Genomic DNA, 23533 nt, shown 5'->3' on the forward strand with positions numbered 1-23533 from the left:
GTGCGCTCTTTCGAGTTCTGGTGGTTTGGGCGGAAAAGGGCTCTAGTGATACGGTTGCGCGGTCATTCGGGCGAGTGGCGGAATGGCAGACGCGCTGGCTTCAGGTGCCAGTGTCCTTCGGGACGTGGGGGTTCAAGTCCCCCTTCGCCCACAAAGAGCAGTTCTACGAACTGCGACGACAAAGGTCACGAACCAGAAATGGTTCGTGACCTTTGTGTTTGGTGGGGTTGGTCGGATTGATGTGGATCCGGCTCGTCGATCAAGGTTCCGGCGAGGACGTGACACCCGCGGGGTGACGGCGGGGCCAGCCAGCAACACCCCGCGACGTGCCTAGGTATCTATGGGCGGCCGCCGATGGCCGGACGCGGCGAGGATCGACCGCAGCTTCGCCAAAGCGGGCACCGCGGCGGCGACAGCTCGTTGTTCGTCAGCGCTCAGCTCGTCCATAGCCGCATGCAGGATCGCTGCACTCGCGCCGTCGTAGCGGCGCAGAAGCTCCAAGGCCGCCGCGGTGGCGGTGACGTGAACGCGTCGCGCGTCATCGACGTCGCGGGTCAGGTTGATCAGGTGCGCCCGTTGCATCGTCTTCATGAGGTTGCTGACCGTCGGCCGGGCGAGTCTGAGTTGCTCGGCGATTGCCGGCGGTGCGATCCCCGGGCTTTCCGCCACGGTGCGCAGCACTTCGATGTGGGCCTCCGGGAGGTCGGGCAGGTCCTCGGCCAGCCGGGTGGTGCGCAGCACAGCGCGGCGCAGCGGGCCAAGCGTGCGGGATAGCGCGGCGGCCACGTCGTGGCCCGAGGCGTTCGGCAATTATGTTCCTAACAAACCTAGTTTGTCTTAAACTGAAAATCGTGGGCATCGACGACACTACCGACAGCGACCACGATGCGGACGTTCCTGGCCTGGTGGGACACCGTTTTATCTATACCTACGCCAACGGATGGCAGTACGAGATGTACGTCAAGAACGCCACCACCATCGACTACCGGATCCACACCGGCCACGTCGACGGCCGGTGGGTGCGAGACCAGACCGTCGACCTCGTCACCCTCGCACCCGAGGTTTACAAGATCTCGTGGACCGAGCCCACCGGGACGAGCGTCGTCGTCAACGTCATGCCTGCGCTGAGGCGGCTGCACGGCACCATCTTTTTCCCCGAGTGGATCCGCCTCGACGGGTCCAAGACGGTGCTGTTTCAGAACGAGCACCTCGACGAGATGCGGGCCTACCGCGATGCAGGTCCCACCTACCCGATCTACGTCGTCCCCGAGTTCGCCGACATCACCCTGTTCGAGTACGTCGGACTCGATGACGAGGCGATCGTCGCGGCGGCGCCGGCCGACCTGCCGCCAGGCTTCGCCGACCGGCGGAACTGACGTCGTGACCGAGAAGCCCCCGCTCCTGCTGCTGCACGGTGTGACGATGTCAGCCGCCGCATGGGACGCCGTCGCGCCCCTGCTCGACGACCGCTTCGACCTGATCGTTCCCACCGCCGCCGGTCACCGCGGCGGGCCACCGCTTCAGGGACGGCCAACGATCAGCGCCCTCGTCGACGCGACCGAGGCGCTGCTCGACGAGCGCGGGCTGGCCACCGTGCACGTGGCCGGTAACTCCATGGGCGGGTGGATCGCCGTCGAACTCGCGCGTCGCGGACGCGCCCGATCGGTGTGCGCATTCTCTCCCGCCGGCTTCTGGACCGCAGGCGAGCGCGACGAAACCCACGCCACCAACATGCTCCGACACACCCGAAAGCTGTCCGCTGCAACGCGATTCGTCGCTCCGGCCGCACTGGGAGTGCCGCTGGTTCGTCGGTTGGCGATGCGCTTCGTCGCCGAACGTGCCGACCGCCTCACCCGCCGCCAGGCCGTCGAGTCGATGCGCGACCTACTCGGGTGCGACGCCGCCGACGACCTACTGGGCACCACCGAACAGGTGGAACCGTTGGGTCAGACGTGCCCGATGACCATCGCCTGGGCGGACGGCGACCGAATCTTCCCGCCCGAGGTGAACGGCGTGACCGCACGCGAACGAATTCCGCACGCGCACTTCGTCATGCTCCGCGGCGTGGGCCACGTCCCGATGATCGACGATCCTGCACTGTGTGCGCGGACCATCATCGACGCGACCGGGCACGGCGGCCCCCAGCTTCGGCCACGTGGATCCGACACAAGCGCCGTCCCTCGCCGGCTCCCCTGAGCGGCAGTAGACCTCCGTACGAGGTGTGGAGCACGCCTCAGTGCGCCAGCGCAATTCCCGAAAGAAGGCTCTCAGTCAGCTGTCGGCGTCGATGACGACAGGGAACGAGTAGTCGTCGTCGGCCAGGTGTCCGGGGAAACACGGTGAGGACGCAATGAAACTCGGCGGGTACCCGGCCACGGCGGGTTGCTCGGTGCTGAGCCGGTAGCCGTCCGGGCTGACCCCGAACCGATTGGGTTGGCGGAACCGGTCGTCGGTGTACACCCGCCAGCCCCAGCTGCGCCAGACGTCCCCGAACGCTTCGGAGACGGCGACGTTGTCGACCCCCGGCGGGATCGTCAGATCGCCGGTGACGGTGAGCCGCACCGGGGCGTCGGGGCCGGTCGCATTGTCGTCACAGCCGATGATCCCGCTTCCTGTTCCCCCGAAGCGGGTGGCATCGAGTGCATAGCCCGGAGCCAGGGCCTGCAGGGTGCGTGTGATGTAGCCGAGCAGGGTGTCTTGCACCTGCTGCTGGCTCTCAGGTGAAATTTCTTGCGGCTCCTCGCCGGTAGGTGTGGACATGTGTGGTCCTCCAATATCGGTCGCACCGGTGGGGCTGGGGGGCCCGAGATTCCCGGCTTCACCACATCCGGATAGCGCCAGGACCACCGCGAGGCAGGCGAGCGGCGCGAGGGTGCGGTGCATCAGCGCAGTCGTTGTCGTCATGATCCGGGTGTGACCCCTCCGTCCGGTGTCACGATCTGCGCGGGTGGCAGACCGGCGATGATCGCGCCCATGTTCTGCAGCGCGGGATTGGACTGGCTGTCCCAGTAGCTGCTGTGGGCGCCGACGCTGCCGATGATCTCGGTGGGGTCCCAGCTGGTGCCGGGATCTGACAGCAGGCGGGTCGCACCGAAGTCGGTGGCGAACGGGTCGGCACCGAGGGTGGTATCGGTGGCCCAGCTGATGATGTCGTTGCGGGCGGTCATCGAGTAGACCTTGGCACCTTCGGCCAGGCTCAGATTGCTCGCGTGGTCGGTGAGCATGCCGGGGCTGCCGACGGCGATGACGTTGTCGGCGGCCAGGTGGTTGCCGCCGGTGGCCGCACCGCCGACCAATGTGGATCCGTAGCTGTGGCCGATGACGGTGTCGACCGCCGGCACCGCACCCGTGTGCGAGGCGTGCATGCCGTCGATGAAGGAGTCCAGTCCGGTGCCGCCGGCTTCGGCACGGCCCGGGAAGGCGGCCGCGCCGAGGTTCATCGGTCGGTCATAGCCCATCCACGTCGTCACGGCCACGTCGTGCGAGGACAACGCAGGATTGGCACGCAGGGCCGCAGTGAACATCTCCTCGGACTTGCGATCACTGCCCTGGAACGCCCCGAGATCCTGGCCGGTTCCGGGCACGAAAGTTGCTGTGTGACTGGCGGTGTCCGGGTTGCCGATCGACACCGCGGCATGGCCGTGATCGTCGATCATCGCCAGTAGCCGCGGCGCGCCGTGGCTGCCCTCCAACACACCGTTGACGGCCGTGTACCCGTCCATGTGATGGCGTGCCGCGGCCAGCTGCGGACCCAGCGCTGCCAGCTCGTTGCCGGTGGCCGCGCTGTGGTCGCCCATGTAGACCCGCCGGGCCAGATCATCGAAGCGTGACTGCATGTGATCGATGTTGCCCTGGGTGGTCTGCATCAGTTCGTCGAGATGGCGGCGGTTGTAGATGTTCTTGTCCGCGAACGGCATCCCCGGATGATTGCCGATGCTGTGGTCGCGCTCATAGAACCAGTCTTTCTGCTCGGGGGTCAGTTGGTCCCAGAGGTCGTTGAACTGCTGCGGATCCTCGGGCAGCGGCTTACCCAGCGCCTCCTGGATCTCGGGTCGACTATCGTGCGGCGCATCCGGGATCGGTGATTCGCCGATGGCCATGTTGATCGCCCGCGCCAGCTCCTGATCGATCCGGGCGGCCTCGGCGACGACGGCATCGAGCCCCGGCTGTAGCTGCATCTGCTTGAGCGTGATCTCCATCGGACCCGCCCCGGCCGCGCCCGGACCCGGCTCGATCGTGTTCGCGACGGGATCGACGATCATGCCCAACCGGTCGGCCTCGTCGCGCAGCTGCGACAACCGGGATTTGACGTGCTCGATGTCGTCGGCGGCCGTGCCGGCCGCGGCGGCCACGGCCAGTGACTCGTTGCCGTGTGCGTCGAGGTCGAGGCGGGTGCGCCCGAGGGCGTCCTTGGCGGCCACGGAGGCTTCGCCGCCCCACGAGCCGAAGGCCGGCAGTTCGGCGATTCCGTCGGCGGCTTCACGGGCCGCCTCGGCCCGGCTGCGCGTCGCGTGGAACACCTCACGCACGTCGCCGGCGTCCCAGCGGTCGATCTCTTCGACAGAAACGCTCACCAGCGGGCACCGTCACCGGGCCGCCGCGTCGTCATCGACGCGCCCGTGGGCCCGCCCGGCCATCGGTGACACTGTGCAAAGGCTGCGGCATAGCATCCCCCCGTCCAACAACCCGTGTCGGTCCAGACTACTGCGCGGCGCGCCGTGGCCTGTGCGGCAATTTTCGGCACAGTGCCGGCCGGGATCGAAATGGCAGGTCTCGAATCCGTACCAACTCTTCGCTATTCGCGACACGGCGCTTGGGCTTCAAGGGTCGCGCACCGCACCATCGAATGCGGGGAGCTGTCCAGCAGATGCCGTTTCGGCAAGGGGGAGAACACGGATGAAGATTCTGCACGTCGCGGTGGCATTGTTGTTCGGCATGAGCGCGGCCATCTCGGCGCCGATCCCGGCGGCGGCCGCTCCGGGCCCGGGCGGTGCCACGGTGCTCACGTTGGCGCCGGCATTCGGCCCGCTCGACGGGAACTGGCTGCGCGGCGAGCTTTTTGCCGCCCCCAACGAGGTGGTGAAGGTGCCCTACAACAACTTTCCCGGCGCCACCAACACCAACAAGGGTGCCGACAAGCTCAACGAGATGCTGCACTCGATCCCGGGTACCAAGATCGTGGCCGGGCACAGCCAGGGTGCCCAGGTTGCCGATGCGTGGTTGCGCCGCTACGGCCCGACCAGCGATGTTGACCCGGCGACGGTGACGTTTGTGATGACCGGTGACCTGGAGAGCAAGTACAACGGTTGCGCCAACGTCCCGGGGAGCGGCTGTGTGGCCGCCTACGGCGGGAACGGGTTTCCGGACGACACCCCGTACACCGTGAAAGTGATTGCGCGCCAATATGACTACTTTGCCGACTGCCCGAACGACCTGAGCAACGCCGACGCGAAGAAGAACCGCAGCGCCGCCAGCCTGGTCGGGGGCAAGGGCGAACTCAAACCGGTCCACAATGACTACAGCAAGATCGGCCTCAACGATCCCGCCGACAAGACCTTCGTCGAGGGCAACGCCACCTACATTCTGGGAGCGCCGGCCACCTATTTCCTGCCGATGGTGACCCAGCAGTGGACACCCAACAGCCAGAAGATCGGCGATGATGCGCGTCTGCGTCCCATCGTGGAATCGGCGTACAACCGGCCGATGGGGACCCTGCCGATCCCCGCGACGTGAAAGTCGTTCAGCGGCTCAGCACCCGGACCAGAGCATCGGCGCCGGTGATGACCGGTTCGTACCGGCGGCGCGCCGCCGAGCCCAGCCAGTCCCGGCGCCGTAGCTCGTAGACGTGCTCGGTGAGCTCGCGGCCGTCCTCGACCAGGACATGGCTGTCGACCAACTGATAGCCGAGCGCGGTCGAGACCCGCGCGCTGCTGATGTTCTCCTCGAGCACCCAGGATTTCGCCGCGTCGGCGTCCAGGTGCCGGAAAGCGAGTTCCAGCACGGCGGCCCGCGCGCGGGTGCCCAAGCCCCGGCCCTGGAACGGGGCGATCAACCACGACGTGGTGCCGACGGTGCGCTGTTTCGGCCACTGCTCGAATCCCGACACGCTCTGCAGGCCTACGGGTGCGCCCTCGACCAGGACCGCCAGGTCGAGGGTCCATCCCGGCCTCGTGGTCAGGTCGCGATTCGATTGCACGCGGGCGATGCGTTGGCGTTCGATCTCCGGTGGTGTCCGGCCGTCGATCCACTTGACGAAGTGCGTCTGACCGACGGGCAGCACCGCTCCGGGAGTCGCGGCGTGCCTGGCGAGTTCGGCGAGTTGGGCATCCGTCGGCGCAGCCATCTCGGCGCCGCCGATGTCGATCCGCAACGCGAACTGTGCTGTGGCAGTGCTCATGACGACGAATCCGCAGCCGGTGGAGCATCATCGGCGGTAACGCTCTTGCGAGCGTTCTTGCGCCGGTACAGATCCCGGTCCGCTTCGGTGAGCATCCTGGCAAACGAACCCGGCTCGTAGGCGGGTCCGACCGCGATGCCGGTGCTGACGTGTACCGGACCGTCGCCGCTGAGCGTATCGGCGAGCGCGCGGGCCTGGCTCTCGTCGTATCCGGCGATGATGGCGACGAACTCGTCGCCGCCGAGGCGGCCGATGAGGGCGGCTGCCGGTAGTTGCCGGGTCCAGCGTCGGGCCAGCGCAATGAGCACGGTGTCACCGGCGGCGTGACCGTCGCGGTCGTTCACGGATTTGAAATCGTCGATGTCGAGCACGATGACACCCAGCGATTCTGCCTGCCGCCGCGCGCGTGGAAGCAGAGCGTCGAGCTCCCGGTTCAACCCCGCGCGATTCCACACCGATGTCAGCGGATCACGCAGGGCGGCCTCGATCAACGCCCCGTGCAGCAATCCCAGCACCTCTGCGGCGCCCACGATGCAGACCGGGAACAGCAGGAACCACAGCGCCGGAACCGGTGCCGGGGCAATCCACATGCCCACCATGACCCCCGCGGCGAGCAGCGCGCCCACCAGCCGCGCGGTCGTCGGCCGGTGCCAGCTCCGGATGAACACGGCGATCAGGATCAACGGGATCAGGGCCCACACCTGCGCGGCAGGTTCGTGGTGACCCAGCACCGCGGCCAGCGGTGCGATACACGCGCACACCAAGGCCACCGTGTACCGCCAGCCGCACAGTTGTCGGGGCACCGCCGCGACCAACCCCACCGCGCTCACCGCCGCGGAAACCCATTCTCCCCAGACATCTGGTCTGCCGAACGCGCTCACGATCGCCAGGACGTACAGCACCAGCCCAGTTGTCAGATAGATCAGCAGCATCCGGCGACGCAGCACCGTAGTCAGAACCGGCACACCCCCACCCCGTCCCCCGCGTCGATCAGCAAACCATTCTGCACATTCCTACCGAATCGTGGAGCGAGATGAGCAATGCACCGGAAGGAACGGCCGCCTCACGCCTGTCAGGTCACAGGCGCCCCGCCACCGGCGATTCGCCGGACGGGCCGTCGGCCTATCTGGCACAGGCGACGGCAGGCCGGTGCTCGATGTCGGCGCCGCCCGACGGGTGCTGGCAAAGTTTCGCCGGCAGCGGAGAGCCGATGGGCCGGCAAACAATGAAGACGCAGATGACGGCGTCAGTTCTTTTCCATGCCCGTCTCAGCAACGGTGATCGTGGCGTGAATCGGCAGTTCTAACACGTGTCCGTCGATCGTCCGACATATGTGGCAAAGACTGACAGAATTGCGGATTCTCGCTAACGTGACCGTAAATATCCAGCTCGCGGTGATGTTCGTCACGGTTATAGGGCATATCTGCAACGAAACGAAGTGGAGAACATCGATGGCAGGTGGGCACCGGTTGCCGAAGGGCACCAAGACGAATCGGTCCGGCGGCAACGGACGACGCGGCAGCCACCGCGTCAAGCGCAACCGGCCGGAGCCGTACGCCTGGCTGGGGGCCAGCGCGGTGACCCTGGGCCTGGGCGCTGCCCTGGCCAGCGGCACCGGAGTTGCCTACGCCGATGGTGGCTCGACGTCGACCACCAGCCAGTCGTCCACGTCGGCCGGCCAGAATTCGCCGGACAACCCGGCGCCGTCGTCGAACGATGCGCCCAGCGCCGGGCCACAGACGACCAACGAATCCGCAGACTCGGACGAGGACGACGCCGATACCGGCATCGATGCGGGTATCGGCGCCGAAGAAGAAGCCGGCACCACCAAGAAGAACACCGGCGGCATCCACGTGCGCGGCGTGAAGTCTGTTCTGCAGAACCGACTTACGGCGGCGTCGGCGGCGAATGAGATCGTCGAGGCACCCAAGGTCGGCATCGCGGCCGATGTCGGCACCCCGGCGGGAGCAGGCTCTCCAGAGGCGGACACCACCGCCGCCGCGCCCGAGGTGAGCTCGTCGCCCACGGTCACCACATACGCGGCGACCTTGTTGGCCGGGGCCAACCCGGTCTCCTCCAATGTGGCCGCGGCGGCCGAGCCCGCGCCCGTTCCGAAGGCGATCGCCATTCCGGTGCTGAAGTTCGTCGGCGGCATCCTGAACCTGTTCGGCGTCAACACCAATTCACCACTGCCGCAACTGGATGTGGGCCTTGCCGCCGCCTGGACGTGGTTCCGCCAGCTGCAGACCGAATGGGGCGTGGCACCGCCGTCCGGTGTCATTGCCACACCGACCGAGCCCGACCCGGAAACCGGGACCGTCACCGGATTCCTCACCGCCGACAACCCGTCCGGCCTGGCGCTCACCTACACGCTGGCCATCGACCCGCTGCTCGGTGAGGTCACGCTGGGCGCCAACGGAGCCTTCAGCTACACCCCATCGGAAGCGGCGCGACTCGCGGCCATCATCGCGCCCCTCAGCGACATCTTCACCGTGACCGTGTCCAATGGCATCGCGTCCAACTACGCACTGGTCACGGTGCCGATCGGGGCGACGACCGCCGGTACCCCGGGTATTCCGGCGACCGTGTCGCAAAGCACCAACACCACCACCGGACTGGTGACGGGGCAGGTCGGTTCGACCGGTCCCGCCGGACACACACTGACCTATCAGGTGCTCACGTCGACGCTGGGTGGCCAGCTGACGTTCGACAATGCGACGGGCGAGTACACCTATCAGCCGTCGGCGCTGGCGATGGCGCTGGCCGCCCTCGGCATCGGCCCGGTCTCCGATGTCTTCACGGTGGTCGCCAAGAACGGTTCGCTGACGAGCCTGCCCGGACTCATCACGGTGCCGATCACCGCAGGCAATGCCACCCCGAGCGCACCAGTGTCGTTGTCGCAGAACACCAACAACACCACCGGTCAGGTTACCGGCCAGGTGGGTTCCACCGATCCGACCGGCCAGACGGTGACCTACTCGGTGCTGACAGGGACGCTGGGTGGCACGCTGAATTTCGACAACAGCACCGGTGAGTACACCTATCAGCCGTCGGCGCTGGCGATGGCGCTGGCCGGTGCGGGTCTAGGCAGTGTGTCGGATGTGTTCACGGTGGTGGCCACCAACGGGACCTTCACCAGCTCCCCGGCGATCATCACCGTCCCCATCACCGCGGCCAATGCGAAACCCGGCACGCCGGTCGGCGGAGCGCAGAGCACCAATGCGGTCACCGGGGTGGTCACCGGCAGCGTCTCGTCCACCGATCCGCTCGGTGCGGGGGTCACCTACGACGTGCTCACCTCGACCATCGCGGGCACGCTCAATTTCGACGAAGCCACCGGTACCTACACATACACACCGTCGGCCGCCGCCCGGACGCTGGCATCGGCCGGCGTCACCACTCCGGACGTCTTCACGGTGGTGGCCACCAACGCTGCCGGCAGCAGCAGCATCGCGACGATCACCGTGCCGATCGCACCGAACCCGGCGCCACCGAGCACGCCGACCAAGACCAATCAGCAGGTCAACACCAGCAATGGTCGGGTCACCGGCAAGCTCGTGTCGACGGACCCGAACGGGCTGCCGCTGACGTTCACCCTGACCCTGGGCGGGATCCAGGGCAGCTACACGGTGAGTGCCAACGGAGACTTCACCTTCACGCCCACGTCCGCGGCGCGGTTGGCTTCGTGGGCTGCCGGCGGCAATCTGAGCGATGCCTTCACGGTGACGGTGTCCAACGGAATCTCCAGCTCCACCGCCATCATCACGGTGCCGGTGAGCCCGAAGGGCCCCTTCTGACAGTGCTCACGGGCAGGCTCGACCTTTGTAGGTCGGGCCTGCCCGTTCGGCTGTGGTGGCTAGGCTTCGAAGATGCCGACCGAGATCACGGTGCGCGGGACATTCTCCGCCTTCCAGCCCCCCGAGCGGGGGACCGTCAAGGCCGCGATCACCTACGAAGGCCCCGACATGGGCACGGTTTATGACCGGGTGGCCCACGATCTCGCCGTGGTGAAGGACTCGATCAGCCGGTTGCAGAGCGCCGAACCGGCGCCGGTCACGTGGTGGTCGGCCGAACAACTGCGTACCTGGTCGCGGCGGCCCTGGCACAAGGACGGCAAACAGCTGCCGATGGTGCACCACGCCAGCGTGGGAGTAGAGGTGAAGTTCCGTGACTTTGCCGCGCTGTCGCGGTGGGTGGGCGAGCACGTTGCCGGAACGGGAGGGTTCCGGGTGGCCCAGGTGATCTGGGCGCTCACCGCCGCCCGGCGGGATGCACTGGTCACCGACGCGCGCACCCGCGCCGTGCGCGATGCGGCGGCGCGGGCGCAACAGTACGCGGATGCGCTCGAGCTCGGCACGGTGCGGCCGGTGGCCATCGCGGACGCCGGAATGCTTGCCGCCCAACTCCATCCGGAAGGTGGCCAGGGTGGCACCTTCCTGCGGGCCGCGGCGAGTCCGGCCGGTGGCGGCGACGTCGAACTGCTGCCCGAGGACATCGAGGTGTCCGCGACCGTCGACGCCCGGTTCCTGGCCGGGGAGACCTAACCGAACGCGTTGCGCAGGAACGGGGTCGAGTCGACCAGCGAGGCCAGCACCGTCCCGCTGTGATCCTCCTCCGGGTAGATGCGCAGTTCGACGTTCTGGTTGTTGGCCACCAGCTGGTCGTAGAAAGCCAGCGTGGAAGCCGGTGGCACATCCCGGTCGAGCAGGCCCACCCCGAGGAACATCGGCCGGTCATAGCCCGACACCGGCGTGCCCATGAAAGCGTTCAGCGCGTCCTCGACCCCCGGGATCGAAATCAGCGGTGCCGAGAACATGGCGGCCGGGCTGAGTTGGGCGAGTTCGTCGGTGAGCGGGTGGACGCACACCGTCTCGGCGCGGGCGGCCGCGTTCAGGCCGGCCGGGGACAGCACGCTGTTGACATCCAGATCGGGCCGCGCCTCCCGCAGCGCCGCGATGATGTAGGCCGTGTAGGCGTTGGCCACCGGCCCCAGCTCGGGCAGCTGCAGATCGGGCCCGGCCTGCGCGACGAACTTCTGGATGTTCGCCGGGGTGCCGGTCGCGACAACGCCGCGGTAGTCGAGACCGCTGCCCGCGCTGAACTCGGTGGCCCAGCGGGCACTGGCGACCGCCGCGCCACCGCCCTGGGACTGGCCGACGATGGCCCACTTCGGGGACAGCGCCAGGTCCATCCGGTGGGCGGCGATCACCGAATCGATGACACCGTGTGCGGTGGTGACGCTGTTCAGGTAGCTCATCAGACCCGGGGTGCCCAGGCCCGCGTAGTCGCTGGCCACGATGACGTACCCCTGGTTGAGCCAGTGCGACAGGTACTCGTCGTCGCGCGGGGTGCGCGGCAGCGCAGAAGGGGTGCAGTCGTCGCCGAGACCGACCGTGCCGTGGGCCCAGGCGATCACGGGGTAGCCGCCCGGCGGCGCCGGCGTGCGCGGGACGAACACCGCAGCGGTGCTCACCGCCGGCGCATCGTGCTGGTCGGTGGTGGAGTAGAGGATTCGGTAGGCGGCGCCGGCACCGGCGATGGACAGTTCCGGTGCCAGCGGGACGGTTTCGATGAGATTGCCGGGCGCCGGGATCGGGCCGGCGAAGAAGCGGGCGTCCAGCCCGGACCAGTTCGGTGCGGCGGCGTGCGCGACACCGGGCACCGTGAGAGCGATCGCGAGAATGAACATCAGGGTGGCGCGCAGAGCGCATCGCAGGCCGGCCATGCCCGACACCTTAGGCGGGCTCGTGGTGACTGTTCTGCGCCGCCCGGGGGCGCCGGCGGGCGCGCGAACTCGCCCCCCATTTATCTTGACTAATTCCAGAAAAGGGGACAGACTCGCCTAGTGGACACGGCAGCGGACTTCCAGCAGATGCTGCGAGGAGCCTCGTTGCGCGTGACGCGCCCCCGGGTGGCGGTGCTCGGCGCCGTCTCCCGGCATCCGCACGCCGATACGGATTCGGTGATTCGCGCGGTACGCGCGGAATTGCCCGAGGTGTCGCACCAGACCGTCTATGACTCGCTCAACGCGCTGACTGCCGCCGGCCTGGTGCGCCGCATTCAACCGTCCGGTTCGGTGGCTCGCTATGAGTCACGTGTCGGCGACAACCACCATCACGTCGTGTGCCGGTCGTGTGGGGTCATCGCCGATGTCGACTGCGCGGTCGGGGAAGCCCCTTGTCTGACCGCCTCCGATGATCTCGGGTTCGCCATCGATGAAGCCGAGGTCATCTACTGGGGCCTGTGCCCCGAGTGCATTACCTTGCAGAGTGTTTCGCAGTAATCAACGAGTTCCGACAGCCCCGGAAGGATCCACAATGGCCGAGACAAGTCCCCCGATAGGCGAGGCGCAGACCGAGCCCGCCGAGGCTCAGTGCCCGATGCTGATCAAGCCTCCCGTCGAGGGTGGCAGTAACCGCGACTGGTGGCCGAACGCGGTCAACTTGAAGATCCTGCAGAAGGACCCCGAGGTCATCAACCCCCATCCCGGGTTCGACTACCGCGAGGCCGTGAAGTCCCTCGATGTCGATGCGCTCGCCGCCGATGTCGATGCGGTGATGACCGATTCACAGGACTGGTGGCCGGCGGACTTCGGGCACTACGGACCGTTCTTCATCCGGATGACCTGGCACGCGGCCGGCACCTACCGGGTGGTCGACGGCCGTGGCGGCGGTGGCAAGGGCATGCAGCGCTTCGCCCCGCTGAACAGCTGGCCCGACAACGTCAGCCTCGACAAGGCCCGTCGTCTGCTCTGGCCGGTGAAGAAGAAGTACGGCAAGCAGCTGTCCTGGTCGGACCTGCTGGTCTTCGCGGGCAACCGCGCGCTCGAGCACATGGGCTTCAAGACCGCCGGATTCGCCTTCGGTCGCCCCGATTACTGGGAGCCCGAGGAGGACGTCTACTGGGGCGCCGAGCACGAGTGGCTGGGCAGCCAGGAGCGCTACGCCGGCGCCAACGGCGACCGGACCAGGCTGGAGAACCCGCTGGGTGCCAGCCATATGGGTCTGATCTACGTCAATCCCGAAGGCCCGGAAGGAAACCCGGATCCGTTGGCGGCAGCCACCGATATCCGGGAGACCTTCGGCCGGATGGCGATGAATGATGTCGAGACCGCGGCGCTGATCATCGGCGGCCACACCTTCGGCAAGACCCACGGCGCCACCGATGTCGAGAACGGTGTCGAGCCCGAAGCCGCGCCGCTGGAGTCGCAGGGTCTGGGCTGGGCCAACTCGGGCGTCGGCAACGAGACCGTGAGCAGTGGCCTCGAGGTGACCTGGACGCACACACCCACCAAGTGGGACAACAGCTTCCTGGAGATCCTCTACGGCAACGAGTGGGAGCTGTTCAAGAGCCCCGCGGGTGCCCACCAGTGGCGACCCAAGGACGGCGGCTGGGCCAACTCGGTACCGATGGCCCAGGGCAACGGCAAGACTCATCCGGCGATGCTCACCACCGACCTCTCGATGCGGGTGGATCCCGGCTTCGAGAAGATCACCCGGCGCTGGCTGGATCACCCGGAGGAGCTGGCCGAGGAGTTCGCGAAGGCCTGGTTCAAGCTGCTGCACCGCGATATGGGCCCGGTGGAACGCTACCTCGGCCCGCTGGTTCCCCAGCAGACCTGGCTGTGGCAAGACGTCGTGCCGGCCGGAACCCCGGTCAGCGATGCCGACGTCGCAACGCTGAAGGCCGCGATCGCCGAATCGGGTCTGAGTGTGTCGCAGCTGGTTTCGACCGCGTGGAAGGCGGCAGCGTCGTACCGCAACAGCGATATGCGCGGTGGCGCCAACGGTGGCCGCATCCGCCTGCAGCCGCAGATCGGCTGGGAGTCCAACGAGCCCGACGAGCTGTCCCAGGTGATCGCCAAGCTCGAGGAGATCCAGGCTTCGGCCGGCGTCGCGGTGTCCTTCGCCGATCTGGTGGTCCTCGGCGGCGTGGTGGGCCTCGAAAAGGCCATCAAGGCAGCCGGATTCGATGTCGAGGTGCCATTCACCTCCGGTCGTGGGGACGCCACCCAGGACCAGACCGATGTCGAGTCGTTCGGATACCTGGAGCCCAAGGCGGACGGTTTCCGCAACTACGTGGGCAAGGGTGCGTCGCTGCCCGCCGAGTACGAGGTCATCGACAAGGCCAACCTGCTCGGTGTCTCGGGTCCGGAGATGACCGCCCTGATCGGTGGTCTGCGCGTGCTGGACACCAACTACGGCGGCACCAAACTCGGTGTGTTCACCGACAACCCGGGCGCCCTGACGAACGACTTCTTCGTCAACCTGCTGGACATGGGCACCAAGTGGGGACCGTCACCGGCTGATGACGGCACCTACCTGGGCACCGACCGTGCCAGCGGCGCACCGAAATACACCGCGAGCCGGGTCGACCTGCTGTTCGGGTCGAACTCGCAGCTTCGCGCTTTGGCCGAGGTGTACGCCGAGGACGATGCGAAGGAGAAGTTCGTCAAGGACTTCGTCGCCGCGTGGACCAAGGTGACCAACGCGGATCTGGTCTAACCTGCAGCCCTCATTCCAGGCCGGTCCCTTCGGGGCCGGCCTGGATGTGGTCAGTGGGCTTGTTTCTTTTTGCCGAACGGCAGCACGTGTACGACCGCCGCGACGATGGCGCCGATCACCAGGCCCACCACCGCGGAGATTCCGGTGTTGACCAACCAGCCCACCCCGCCCTCGGCGACACCGATCGCATGGGATACCCAGTGCTCGGCGTCGTGGACGAGGTCGTAGGGCGGCCGCAAACCGGCTTCGTAGCTCTGCGCCAGCAGGATGTGGCCGCCGACCCACAGCATCGCGACGGTGCCGATGATCGACAGTGCACCCAACACCTTGGGCATCGCCGCGACCAGGCCGCGGCCGACCTTCTGCGCGAACGCCGAGGACCGCTGCGCGAGTGCCAGACCGGCATCGTCCATCTTCACGATCAGGGCGACGACGCCGTACACCGCCGCGGTGATGACGATGGCGACGACGATCAGGCTGGCCAGCCGCAGCCAGAACGTCTGGTCGGCCACCTCGTTGAGCGCGATGACCATGATCTCGGCCGACAGGATGAAGTCGGTGCGGATGGCGCCCGAGGTCAGGGTCTTCTCGGCATCCTCGCCGGCCACGGCGACGGGAGCGGCGTGCGCGTCTTCGCCGGTGATCCAGCCCCACACCTTCTCGGCGCCCTCGAAGCAGAGGAACGTCGCACCCGCCATCAGCAGATAGGGCAGTGCCCACGGCGCGAAGATGCTCAGCAACAGCGCCGCGGGCAGGATGAACAACAGCTTGTTGCGCAGCGACCCGATCGCGATGCGCTTGATCATCGGTAGCTCGCGGGACGCATGAATACCCTGCACGTATTGCGGTGTCACGGCGGTGTCGTCGATGACGACGCCCGCGGCCTTGACGGTGGCCTTACCCGCTGCGGCGCCGATGTCGTCGATCGACGCGGCGGCCAGGCGGGCCAGGACGGCAACATCGTCGAGGAGGGCGAACAGGCCTGCGCTCATGTACCGAAGGCTAGCCGGTGGTGCACGCCCATGCGTACCGCCTCTGTAACAGAGCAAATGCTCTGTTACAGTCGTGCCGTGCCCCGCCCCCGTGTGTACGACCTGGACACCGTGCTCGACGCGGTGGAGTCCCTCGCGGCGGCCCAGGGGCCGGCGGCGGTGACGGTACGGGCCGTCGCCTCGGCGGCCGGCGTGTCCAATGGCGCGCTCTACCACAACTTCTCGTCGCGATCGGAGCTCATGGCCCGTGCCTGGCTGCGGGCCGGCACCCGGTTTCTGGCCGCCCAGCGCGCGGCCGTCGGTACCGCCGTCGGCGTCGAGGCCGTGGTGGCCGCCGCCCAGGCACCGGGCGTCTTCGCCGAACACCACCCGGAATCGGCCCGGCTGGTCCTCTCGGTGCGGCGCGAGGCGATCCTCGGACCCGAGCTCTCCGACCAGCTCACCGCTGAGCTGCTCGGCCTCGACACCCTGCTGGTGGAGCTGATGATCCAGCTCGCAGAGCAGCTGTGGGCACGCCGCGATGCCGCCGCGGTCGACACCGTCACCACCTGCGTCGTCGATCTGCCGACCGCGATCCTGCTCAGCCGCAACCGGCTGCACGATCCGACCGCCCGCGCGCAGCTGAGCGCTGCCGTGCGTGCGGTGCTCGCGACCGGACCACCACCACGAAAGGCACGACACCGATGACACCGACCCTGAACCAGGTGGACGGTATCGCCGTCCTGACCCTCGGCGATGACGAGAACCGTTTCACTCCCGATTTCCTGGACGCCGTGCACGCCCTGCTCGATCAGGTGCTCGCCGACGGGGCCGCGGGTCTGGTCACCACCGCGACCGGCAAGTTCTATACCAACGGTCTGGACCTGGACTGGCTGGCCGCCCACGGCGAGCAGACCCAGTGGTACGTCGGGCAGGTGCAGACGCTGCTGGCCCGAGTGCTCACCCTGCCGATCCCGACGGTCGCCGCCATCGTCGGGCACGCCTTCGGGGCCGGGGCGATGCTCGCCACAGCCCACGACTTCCGCGTGATGCGCACCGACCGCGGATACTTCTGTTTCCCGGAGGCCGATATCCGGATTCCCTTCACCCCCGGTATGGCCGCCCTGATCCAGGCGAAGCTGACACCGCAGGCGGCCGTCGCATCGATGACCACGGGCCGGCGGTTCGGCGCCCCGGACGCAAAGACCTACGGGATCGTGGACGCCGTCGCCGCCGAAGGCGCGGTCACCTCTGCCGCCCTGGACCTGTTGCGGCCGTTGGCCGGAAAGGATCCGGGCACCCTCGGGGCGATCAAGACGACGATGTTCGGTCCGGCCGCCGAGGTGCTCATGGCCGCCGCAGCACCCCGTTGAGCACCGACTGGCCGTCGGGCAACGGGGCGCTCAACGGCATCCCGGTGACGGTCACCGCGGCGACAGCCTGATAAGGATTGATCATGGGAACCAATCAGCGCGCCAAGATCGTGATGGCCGATGACGAGATCACCGAGTTCATCGACCGCAGCCGCACCGCCACCATGGCGACGGTGCTGCCCAACGGCCGGCCCCACCTGGTGGCCATGTGGTACGCCGTCCTCGACGGTGAGATCTGGTTCGAGACGAAGGCCAAATCGCAGAAGGCGGTGAACCTGCGACGCGACCCCACCATCACGGTGATGATCGAGGACGGCCACACCTACGACACCCTGCGCGGGGTGTCCATCGACGGCACCGCGGAGATCGTCGACGACCCGGAGACCAATCTGCGGGTGGGCATCAGTGTGTGGGAACGCTATACCGGCCCCTACACCGATGAGATGAAACCCTTTGTGGAGCAGATGATGAACAACAGGGTGAGCGTCCGGGTGGTCGAGTCGCGGCGGCGCAGCTGGGATCACCGCAAGCTGGGCATGCCCGCCGTGCCGCTCGGCGGCAGCACCGCCCAGTACCTGGATCAGTGATCCGGTGGCGCGAATCCCGGGCTGAGCAGCGCGGTGGCGATACCGCTGCCGATCGGGCCGTGCCGGTCGAACAGGGTGGCGGTCCCGGTGGCCACACCCGCGTCGCTGTAGTGCGTCAGCGCGCTCAGCCCGATCTCCGGGCCCTCGGGTAACCGGCTCAGAGTCAGTGTGTAGTCGGCGTTGATGTACAGCAGCCCATCGGGCCCGAAGTGGGTCAGCGAGCTCACCACATCACCGGCCATCGCGGCCCGGGCGAACGGCGTCATCGGCTGCCCCTCGACCAGCGGGGCGACGTTCTGCAGCCAGATGTGCTTGGGCCCGGTGTGTCGCCACGCGCTCAGATCTGAACTGCTGCCTGCGCCGTGCGCCACCAGCTGCATCGGCGCATCGGTGGGTACGCGATCAGGCCCGGGCGGGGCAGGGATGTCGACCGGAGTGGTCCAGATCCGTGTCGGCGCTGCCGGACCGCGGCGGAGCAGCACGGCACTGGCGCGGCCCACCACCTCGCCGCCTTGAACTGCCTGGGCATCGACGACCCGGATCCGGCGGCCGGTGCGGATGGGTTCGGTGCGGATGGTCAGCGGCGCCAGTGCGGCGGGCCGGAACAGGTCGACGGTGAGGCGGGCGGGCTGCAGGTCGGGGTCGCCAAAATCGCGGTCGATGACGTGTCCCAGCAGTCCGCCGAGCACATTGCCGCTGATGGTCTCGCCCCACGGACCCCGGGCGATGCTGGTGGGGATGAAGTCGTCACCGTCGGCGGTGTAGTACGCCGTCGGTCGTGCGCTCACTGCTGATACTCGGGGTGCTTGGCGATGTACTGCGTCACCATCGAGCAGTGCGAGGCGATGCGCAGATCGGCCTCGCGGGCGGCCCGTAGGGCCTCTTCGACCAGAATGGTGGCCAGGCCGCGTCCGCCGAACGCCGTATCAACCTCGGTGTGGGTGAAGGTGCGCACGCCGTCACGGTCGTGGAAATCGATCAGACCCACCCGGCGGCCGTCGACCGAGATGGTGAATTGCCGGTCTCCGGCGGCGACGGTGGCCTGCGCGCCGGTGCGGTCGGTGTGTTCAGCGGACACGGGGTTTGAGCCTAGTGCCGGGCATCGTCGGAGCGGGAAGGCGGGAGACGGGACCCTGGTATCCGGTGACCGCCCCGAACCTGTCGGCACCGTCCTGCCAGGCCTGCCGGTAGGCGACGATCTCGTCGTGGCTGCGGCCGACGAAGTTCCACCACATCAACAGGGCCTCGCCGAAAGGCGGCCCGCCCAGCAGGATCAGCCGGGCCGGCGCATCTGAGCGGTTGACGATCTCGAGACGATCCCAGCCGGGGGACTGGTGGGCGAGATCGGCGCGCTGCAGCGCGGTGCCCCCGATTTCGACGTCGCCCGCATCCAGCAGCACGCCGTGCTCGAAGGTCGGGTCCACGTCCAGGTTCACGGTCGCCCGCGGGTCGATATCGATCTGCGCGCCGAGCAGCGGGGTGAAGGTGTGTACCGGTGACCGGCTGCCGGCGAGCTGGCCGAGGAAGACCCGCAGCGTGGCGCCGCCGACGATCGTGGCCTCGGGTATGTGGTGGGCGAAATCGCGGCCGGTGTCGCGGGCGGAGTCCGGCAAGGCGACCCACAGCTGCACGCCGTGCAGAACGGTGGCCGCAGACGTCGACACCTCCGAATGACAGATGCCGGCGCCGGCCGTCATCAGGTTGATCTCACCGGGACGCACCATGGCGTGCATGCCCGCGCTGTCCCGGTGCTCGATCTCGCCTTCGAAAAGCCAACTTACGGTTTGCAATCCGGTATGCGGATGGGGCGGTACATCCATCCCGGCCGAGGAACGGACGTCGTGCGGGCCGTAGTGGTCGGCGAAGCACCAGGCTCCGATCATCGAGCGCTCTTTGGCAGGAAGGGTGCGGCGGACCAGCATCGCCCGGGGGCCACCGAGGGGCACCTCGCGTGCCTGCAGAACACCGGTGAATCGCGATGCGCGGCAATCGACTTCGTCGGGCGAGGGATCGACGTTGCTCACCGTGCCGATGGTAGACCGGGGGAGGTTCGAGGACGGTGCCGGCATGACGCCTCTCGGCAAGTGGTCGCACGAAGCGACGGTTATCTCAGTGGTACCCGGGGCATGACCGGCACCGTCGGTCATCTCAACCGAGCGCGGGCCCGCGGTATTCCGCGCGGTCGACGGTGACCACGATCACCCCCGGGGACCGTCAAAATTGACGTTCGAGAAGCTAAAATGCTACTGGCGAGTAACTTCTGAAGGGTTGGGCGACATGGCGCATCGGGGCGCAAAAGTGCTGATGGCCGCGTTGGCGGCACTGTCGGCCAGTTCCGGCCTTGCGGCGGCGGCACCCGCCGGTGCGGCCGTGATGCCCATGACCAGCATCGTGCGGGCCTGTGATTACAGCGTCGCGGAATACACCTGGCGCACCGGGTACGCCCGCGCCGTTGCCTTCGTACACCCGGCCGCCGCCGACTCCGTGGCGGTCGACGTGCAATTGCAGACCGCGCGGCCCAATACCGACTACTACGTGAAGGTCTTTCAGATGCCGCGCGGTTCGGCGGACTGCGGGGTGGCCCCCGTTCGGGTGCACACCGACGGTGCGGGCGCGGCGTACGTCACGGTGACCACCCCGATCGACTCGGGCACCACCGGCGTCTGGGTCTCGGTGGAGCGTCCCTCCCCGTTCTCGCAGCAGCCCGCCGAGGTCTACACCTCGGATTTCATCGCCAAGGTCTGATCAGCCCGCCGAGCCGAGGGCGCCACTCCCGCTGCCGGCCCCTCAAAAACGGCAGCGGGAGCGGCAGGTCTAGGCGGATTCCAGGAAGAGCCTGGGCACCCGCACCGGATAGCCGTTGCGTTCGGCGAGTGAGCGCAACTGGCGCAACGCGAAGGTGCGCCCGCGACCGGCTTCCGGTACGCAGATTCCCGCCCAGATCCCTTCCGCGCGGGGCAGTTCGCAGGCTTCTCGTGCGCACGCCCACCGGCGCGGGCACATCCGGCAGATCGCCTTGGCCTGCTCGTCGTCGGTGTTGGTCCAGAGGTCGGGATTGCGGGTGCATTCGCCGATCGGCAATCCGTCCATGCCCAGTGCATTCATGGTGTCTCTCCTTGTGCGGCGGCTCAACTGCCGTGGTGCAGACGAATGTAGATCACAAACCGTAGCGATGCAACAGTTTGATAAATCGCAACGGGCCAGGGGTCTCGGGTTTGGTCGCGCCTGATGCGGCGCCACGCCGCTGAAATGGAGGAATGCGAGACCGCTCTGCCGCGTAGCGCTACGGTTTTTCCATCGCATCGATACGGTTCAACCGGGACGGCCCGGCGTGGCAATGACACCCCAAGCCATAGCAGTGCTCTAGGTTTAGCTACCATCAGCGGATCACAACCGGCTGCCAGGAGGGACGTGCGCGTGGTCGAAGCCGAACCCGGTGACGACCCCGGCATGGTGCGCGCGGGAGCCGCCGCGGCGGCGCGACGCCGCGCGCTCAACGTCAGCCAGCGCAGCCTGGCCGCCGACGGCGTGATCAACGCCGGCGCGCTCATCGCGTTCGAGAAGGGCCGCAGCTGGCCGCGACAAGCCACCAGAGCCAAGCTGGAATCGGTGTTGCAGTGGCCGCCGGGTGCCATCGAACGCCTGCGCCGCGGGGAACCGGCCGACGGGACCGCATCGCGTCGGGCCGCCGCGCCGGCTCCGATGGGGGCCGCCGATGAGGTCTCGCTGATCGCGCAGGCGGTGGTCGCCGCTGCCAACACGTTCGGGTCGACAATCGATGCGTTACCCGCGGTCACCGAGCCCGAGTTCACCGCCCGCGCCACCGCGATCCTCGGCGATCTGCGCCAGCTTGAGGCGGTCGCGGCACGCGCCGCGCGCATCCAGGTGACCCCGGATCTCATCCGAGCGCTCAGCACGGTGCGCACCCGTATCGACGAGCTGACGATGCGCGCGGCGACCGCCCCGACGGCGACCATGGGCCAGCGGCTCTACGCCGCGCGCCGGCGCGCCAATCTGACGATTGCCGAAACCGCGCAGGCGGCCGGCGTCACCGAGGATGTCATCGTGCTGGCCGAGGCGGAACAGCCGGTGTCCGACGACGATATCGGTGCCGTCGAGCAGCTCATCACCCAGATCGATTGGCACTGAGTCTCGTTCAGAAACGTTCCCGGTGGCGATCGTCGCCGGCCGGGAAATGCGCGGCCAGCGCGGCGGCGATCTCGAGGAACTTACGCCGGGTCTGCGCCGACATCACCCGGGTCCCCGCGATGACACCACCGGGACGCAGCTGGCCGTCGAAGGGCACCTCCACCACCGCCTGGCCCTGACCGGAGAACTGCTGGGCCAGGATGCCGCGGGTGCGCTTGTCGGCATGTCCATCGGAATCGTTGAGCACCACCACGGTGCGCTGCAGCAGGCCGGTCAACCCTCGGTTGGCCAGCCAGTCCATCGTCTGGCCGGCCGCTGCGGCGCCGTCCACCCACGGGGAGGACACCACGATCAATGCGTCGAGGTCACGCAACACCTCCTGGGTGACCGCGCTGTCCATGGTGGAACTGCAGTCGACGATCGAGATGCTGAAGTAGCGGTCCAACCGTGCGGTGGCTTCGCGGTAGATGGCCGGGTCGAGCACCCGGCGGCGCGCCGGGGTGCCCTCACCAGCGAGGACGAACAGGCCGGCGGCATTGTTGCCGACCCGGCTTCGGATGTCGGCGAACGTCTCCAGGTGTTGGTCGGAGGCCAGCTCCCAGTAGGAGCCGACCGCCTTGGGGTCCACCCGGCTTCCGAGCTTGCCGAAGGCGGTGTCGGCATCGATGGCCACCACCCGGTCATCCTGCCGCAGCTCGGCGAAAACCGAACCCACACTGGCGGATACGGTCGTCTTTCCCACACCGCCCTTGCCCAGTACGCCGATCTTGTAGTGCCCGCGCAGCACGCCGCGAATCCTGGCTTCCAGCTCGGCCTGACGCAGTTCGTCGGGGGACGGCCCGAGATTGATCAGACCGAACGACGCCTGGAACACCAGCCGCCGCCAGCCCCGGCCGGGTGGGACCCGCTGGATGGGCACCAGATCGTGGACCGGGATGCGGTCGGCATAGGACGCCGGTGGCGCGGCGGGCATCCGGCCCGGCGGCGGCCACGCCGGAGTCGGGTACAGCTGACCAGGTCCGGGGGCGCCGGGATGCGGCCGGTTCGGAGGTGGCCCCGCCACGGGCGGACGTCCCGGTGGCGGTCCCTGCGGTGGCCAGTTCGCCGGCGGGGCCGCTGGCCGTTGGGGCGGGATGGGGCCGGTGTCGGCGCCGTGCGTCCTCGACTCCTGGGCGGGCGGCACGTAATCGACCGGCGGGCGCGACGGCACGGGTTCGGGTGCAGGCTTGCCGATCTTCTCCGGGGCAGGCTCATAATCGGTCTCCACGGGCCCCGTCCAGCCCAACTCGCGGCGCAGCGCGTCATCGCGGTCGCTCATCGCGGACCTCCTCCTGGGCCGTCGTCGAGTCGTTCACCGGCCCGCACCAGTATCAACCACCGCGCCGTGCGGTCGGGGTGCGGCCGCGCCGGAGGGAGCCGCAGCAAGCGGGATCGCCCCAGGTGACGGACAAAAATTGGTGCATCTGGGGGTAGTCGGGCGCTGTTAGGGTCGATGCAGGGGAAGGGATTCGGAGACGGCAGCCGACTCGCCGCGGCGAGTCGGCAATTGGTG

The 23533-nt window shown here is 67.9% G+C and carries 24 protein-coding genes and 1 tRNA gene; 13 read left to right on the plus strand and 12 right to left on the minus strand.

What is annotated here, in order from left to right:
- Positions 1-68 precede the first annotated feature (68 nt).
- Positions 69-151 (plus strand) — tRNA-Leu (locus tag C6A86_RS00125).
- Between the two features lie 179 nt (positions 152-330).
- On the opposite strand, the gene C6A86_RS00130 is transcribed toward C6A86_RS00125, so the two are convergent.
- Positions 331-810 carry a MarR family winged helix-turn-helix transcriptional regulator gene (locus tag C6A86_RS00130; protein ID WP_199196304.1) on the minus strand — a complete coding sequence of 160 codons (480 nt, stop codon included), beginning with the start codon at positions 808-810 and terminating at the stop codon, positions 331-333.
- Positions 811-857: 47 nt separating this feature from the next.
- On the opposite strand from C6A86_RS00130, the gene C6A86_RS00135 reads away from it, so the two are divergent.
- Together C6A86_RS00135 and C6A86_RS00140 are read left to right on the plus strand one after the other, a co-directional pair.
- Positions 858-1376 carry a phenolic acid decarboxylase gene (locus C6A86_RS00135; protein WP_304466024.1) on the plus strand — a complete coding sequence of 173 codons (519 nt, stop codon included), beginning with the start codon at positions 858-860 and terminating at the stop codon, positions 1374-1376.
- 4 nt (positions 1377-1380) lie between these two features.
- On the plus strand, positions 1381-2196 hold the full coding sequence (locus tag C6A86_RS00140) for an alpha/beta fold hydrolase (RefSeq protein ID WP_233213119.1): 816 nt from the start codon (positions 1381-1383) through the stop codon (positions 2194-2196).
- A 75-nt stretch (positions 2197-2271) separates the two neighbouring features.
- On the opposite strand, the gene C6A86_RS00145 is transcribed toward C6A86_RS00140, so the two are convergent.
- Together C6A86_RS00145 and C6A86_RS00150 are read right to left on the minus strand one after the other, a co-directional pair.
- The gene (locus tag C6A86_RS00145; RefSeq protein ID WP_233213118.1) at positions 2272-2760 is read right to left on the minus strand and encodes a hypothetical protein; all 489 of its coding nucleotides are present in this window, start codon (positions 2758-2760) and stop codon (positions 2272-2274) included.
- A gap of 140 nt (positions 2761-2900) precedes the next feature.
- On the minus strand, positions 2901-4574 hold the full coding sequence (locus C6A86_RS00150) for an alpha/beta hydrolase (RefSeq protein WP_105364716.1): 1674 nt from the start codon (positions 4572-4574) through the stop codon (positions 2901-2903).
- 322 nt (positions 4575-4896) lie between these two features.
- Here C6A86_RS00150 and C6A86_RS00155 point away from each other — a divergent pair, with 322 nt between their 5' ends.
- Entirely contained in the window at positions 4897-5733 is an 837-nt protein-coding gene (locus C6A86_RS00155) for a PE-PPE domain-containing protein (RefSeq protein WP_105364715.1), read from the plus strand.
- 7 nt (positions 5734-5740) lie between these two features.
- Here the strand turns inward: C6A86_RS00155 and C6A86_RS00160 are convergent, their stop codons facing one another.
- Together C6A86_RS00160 and C6A86_RS00165 are read right to left on the minus strand one after the other, a co-directional pair.
- A complete protein-coding gene (locus tag C6A86_RS00160) occupies positions 5741-6397 on the minus strand; it encodes a GNAT family N-acetyltransferase (protein ID WP_105364714.1) in 657 nt (218 codons plus the stop codon).
- Entirely contained in the window at positions 6394-7362 is a 969-nt protein-coding gene (locus tag C6A86_RS00165) for a diguanylate cyclase (protein WP_233213117.1), read from the minus strand. Before C6A86_RS00165 ends, C6A86_RS00160 begins: the two co-directional genes overlap by 4 nt.
- Positions 7363-7767: 405 nt before the next feature.
- Here C6A86_RS00165 and C6A86_RS00170 point away from each other — a divergent pair, with 405 nt between their 5' ends.
- On the plus strand, positions 7768-10194 hold the full coding sequence (locus C6A86_RS00170) for an Ig-like domain-containing protein (protein ID WP_142407032.1): 2427 nt from the start codon (positions 7768-7770) through the stop codon (positions 10192-10194).
- A gap of 72 nt (positions 10195-10266) precedes the next feature.
- Positions 10267-10941 (plus strand): SIMPL domain-containing protein, encoded by a 675-nt coding sequence (locus tag C6A86_RS00175; RefSeq protein WP_105364711.1) that lies wholly within the window; start codon positions 10267-10269, stop codon positions 10939-10941.
- Here C6A86_RS00175 and C6A86_RS00180 read toward each other — a convergent pair.
- A complete protein-coding gene (locus C6A86_RS00180; RefSeq protein WP_105364724.1) occupies positions 10938-12086 on the minus strand; it encodes a S9 family peptidase in 1149 nt (382 codons plus the stop codon). The genes C6A86_RS00175 and C6A86_RS00180 overlap by 4 nt on opposite strands.
- Positions 12087-12269: 183 nt before the next feature.
- On the opposite strand from C6A86_RS00180, the gene C6A86_RS00185 reads away from it, so the two are divergent.
- Together C6A86_RS00185 and katG are read left to right on the plus strand one after the other, a co-directional pair.
- Positions 12270-12680, plus strand: a complete 411-nt coding sequence (locus C6A86_RS00185; RefSeq protein ID WP_396835426.1) for a Fur family transcriptional regulator — start codon at positions 12270-12272, stop codon at positions 12678-12680.
- 34 nt (positions 12681-12714) lie between these two features.
- Positions 12715-14901 carry a catalase/peroxidase HPI gene (gene katG / locus C6A86_RS00190; protein ID WP_105364709.1) on the plus strand — a complete coding sequence of 729 codons (2187 nt, stop codon included), beginning with the start codon at positions 12715-12717 and terminating at the stop codon, positions 14899-14901.
- A 50-nt stretch (positions 14902-14951) separates the two neighbouring features.
- Here katG and C6A86_RS00195 read toward each other — a convergent pair whose 3' ends face one another.
- Positions 14952-15893: a DUF808 domain-containing protein gene (locus tag C6A86_RS00195; RefSeq protein WP_105364708.1), complete on the minus strand. Its 942-nt coding sequence runs from the start codon at positions 15891-15893 to the stop codon at positions 14952-14954.
- 78 nt (positions 15894-15971) lie between these two features.
- Here C6A86_RS00195 and C6A86_RS00200 point away from each other — a divergent pair, with 78 nt between their 5' ends.
- The 3 genes from C6A86_RS00200 (at position 15972) to C6A86_RS00210 (ending at position 17832) form a co-directional block, all read left to right on the plus strand.
- Positions 15972-16580, plus strand: a complete 609-nt coding sequence (locus C6A86_RS00200; protein WP_105364707.1) for a TetR/AcrR family transcriptional regulator — start codon at positions 15972-15974, stop codon at positions 16578-16580.
- Positions 16577-17245, plus strand: a complete 669-nt coding sequence (locus C6A86_RS00205; protein ID WP_105364706.1) for an enoyl-CoA hydratase-related protein — start codon at positions 16577-16579, stop codon at positions 17243-17245. The genes C6A86_RS00200 and C6A86_RS00205 overlap by 4 nt, the downstream gene beginning before the upstream one ends.
- 83 nt (positions 17246-17328) lie before the next feature.
- Entirely contained in the window at positions 17329-17832 is a 504-nt protein-coding gene (locus C6A86_RS00210) for a pyridoxamine 5'-phosphate oxidase family protein (protein WP_105364705.1), read from the plus strand.
- On the opposite strand, the gene C6A86_RS00215 is transcribed toward C6A86_RS00210, so the two are convergent.
- The 3 genes from C6A86_RS00215 to C6A86_RS00225 are packed head-to-tail and all read right to left on the minus strand — an operon-like array spanning position 17826 to position 19856.
- Positions 17826-18620, minus strand: a complete 795-nt coding sequence (locus C6A86_RS00215; RefSeq protein ID WP_105364704.1) for a thioesterase family protein — start codon at positions 18618-18620, stop codon at positions 17826-17828. The genes C6A86_RS00210 and C6A86_RS00215 overlap by 7 nt on opposite strands.
- Positions 18617-18910 (minus strand): GNAT family N-acetyltransferase, encoded by a 294-nt coding sequence (locus C6A86_RS00220; RefSeq protein ID WP_105364703.1) that lies wholly within the window; start codon positions 18908-18910, stop codon positions 18617-18619. Before C6A86_RS00220 ends, C6A86_RS00215 begins: the two co-directional genes overlap by 4 nt.
- The gene (locus C6A86_RS00225; protein WP_105364702.1) at positions 18900-19856 is read right to left on the minus strand and encodes a pirin family protein; all 957 of its coding nucleotides are present in this window, start codon (positions 19854-19856) and stop codon (positions 18900-18902) included. The genes C6A86_RS00220 and C6A86_RS00225 overlap by 11 nt, the downstream gene beginning before the upstream one ends.
- Before the next feature lie 253 nt (positions 19857-20109).
- On the opposite strand from C6A86_RS00225, the gene C6A86_RS00230 reads away from it, so the two are divergent.
- Positions 20110-20577: a hypothetical protein gene (locus C6A86_RS00230; protein WP_142407031.1), complete on the plus strand. Its 468-nt coding sequence runs from the start codon at positions 20110-20112 to the stop codon at positions 20575-20577.
- A 69-nt stretch (positions 20578-20646) separates the two neighbouring features.
- Here the strand turns inward: C6A86_RS00230 and C6A86_RS00235 are convergent, their stop codons facing one another.
- Positions 20647-20937 carry a WhiB family transcriptional regulator gene (locus C6A86_RS00235; protein WP_199196303.1) on the minus strand — a complete coding sequence of 97 codons (291 nt, stop codon included), beginning with the start codon at positions 20935-20937 and terminating at the stop codon, positions 20647-20649.
- Between the two features lie 345 nt (positions 20938-21282).
- Here C6A86_RS00235 and C6A86_RS00240 point away from each other — a divergent pair, with 345 nt between their 5' ends.
- Positions 21283-21981 (plus strand): transcriptional regulator, encoded by a 699-nt coding sequence (locus C6A86_RS00240; protein ID WP_105364722.1) that lies wholly within the window; start codon positions 21283-21285, stop codon positions 21979-21981.
- A gap of 7 nt (positions 21982-21988) precedes the next feature.
- Here the strand turns inward: C6A86_RS00240 and C6A86_RS00245 are convergent, their stop codons facing one another.
- Positions 21989-23299: a MinD/ParA family protein gene (locus C6A86_RS00245; protein WP_105364700.1), complete on the minus strand. Its 1311-nt coding sequence runs from the start codon at positions 23297-23299 to the stop codon at positions 21989-21991.
- Positions 23300-23533 lie beyond the last annotated feature (234 nt).

Source organism: Mycobacterium sp. ITM-2016-00316, from assembly GCF_002968335.2.
GTDB lineage: Bacteria > Actinomycetota > Actinomycetes > Mycobacteriales > Mycobacteriaceae > Mycobacterium.

Coding starts and splice junctions, on each gene's coding strand:
- katG (WP_105364709.1), top strand. CDS start 12,715: ATGGCCGAGACAAGTCCCCCGATAGGCGAGGCGCAGACCGAGCCCGCC.
- C6A86_RS00155 (WP_105364715.1), top strand. CDS start 4,897: ATGAAGATTCTGCACGTCGCGGTGGCATTGTTGTTCGGCATGAGCGCG.
- C6A86_RS00180 (WP_105364724.1), bottom strand. CDS start 12,086: ATGTTCATTCTCGCGATCGCTCTCACGGTGCCCGGTGTCGCGCACGCC.
- C6A86_RS00230 (WP_142407031.1), top strand. CDS start 20,110: ATGGCGCATCGGGGCGCAAAAGTGCTGATGGCCGCGTTGGCGGCACTG.
- C6A86_RS00205 (WP_105364706.1), top strand. CDS start 16,577: ATGACACCGACCCTGAACCAGGTGGACGGTATCGCCGTCCTGACCCTC.
- C6A86_RS00160 (WP_105364714.1), bottom strand. CDS start 6,397: ATGAGCACTGCCACAGCACAGTTCGCGTTGCGGATCGACATCGGCGGC.
- C6A86_RS00240 (WP_105364722.1), top strand. CDS start 21,283: ATGGTGCGCGCGGGAGCCGCCGCGGCGGCGCGACGCCGCGCGCTCAAC.
- C6A86_RS00195 (WP_105364708.1), bottom strand. CDS start 15,893: ATGAGCGCAGGCCTGTTCGCCCTCCTCGACGATGTTGCCGTCCTGGCC.
- C6A86_RS00185 (WP_396835426.1), top strand. CDS start 12,270: ATGCTGCGAGGAGCCTCGTTGCGCGTGACGCGCCCCCGGGTGGCGGTG.
- C6A86_RS00210 (WP_105364705.1), top strand. CDS start 17,329: ATGGGAACCAATCAGCGCGCCAAGATCGTGATGGCCGATGACGAGATC.
- C6A86_RS00235 (WP_199196303.1), bottom strand. CDS start 20,937: ATGAATGCACTGGGCATGGACGGATTGCCGATCGGCGAATGCACCCGC.
- C6A86_RS00175 (WP_105364711.1), top strand. CDS start 10,267: ATGCCGACCGAGATCACGGTGCGCGGGACATTCTCCGCCTTCCAGCCC.
- C6A86_RS00145 (WP_233213118.1), bottom strand. CDS start 2,760: ATGTCCACACCTACCGGCGAGGAGCCGCAAGAAATTTCACCTGAGAGC.
- C6A86_RS00245 (WP_105364700.1), bottom strand. CDS start 23,299: ATGAGCGACCGCGATGACGCGCTGCGCCGCGAGTTGGGCTGGACGGGG.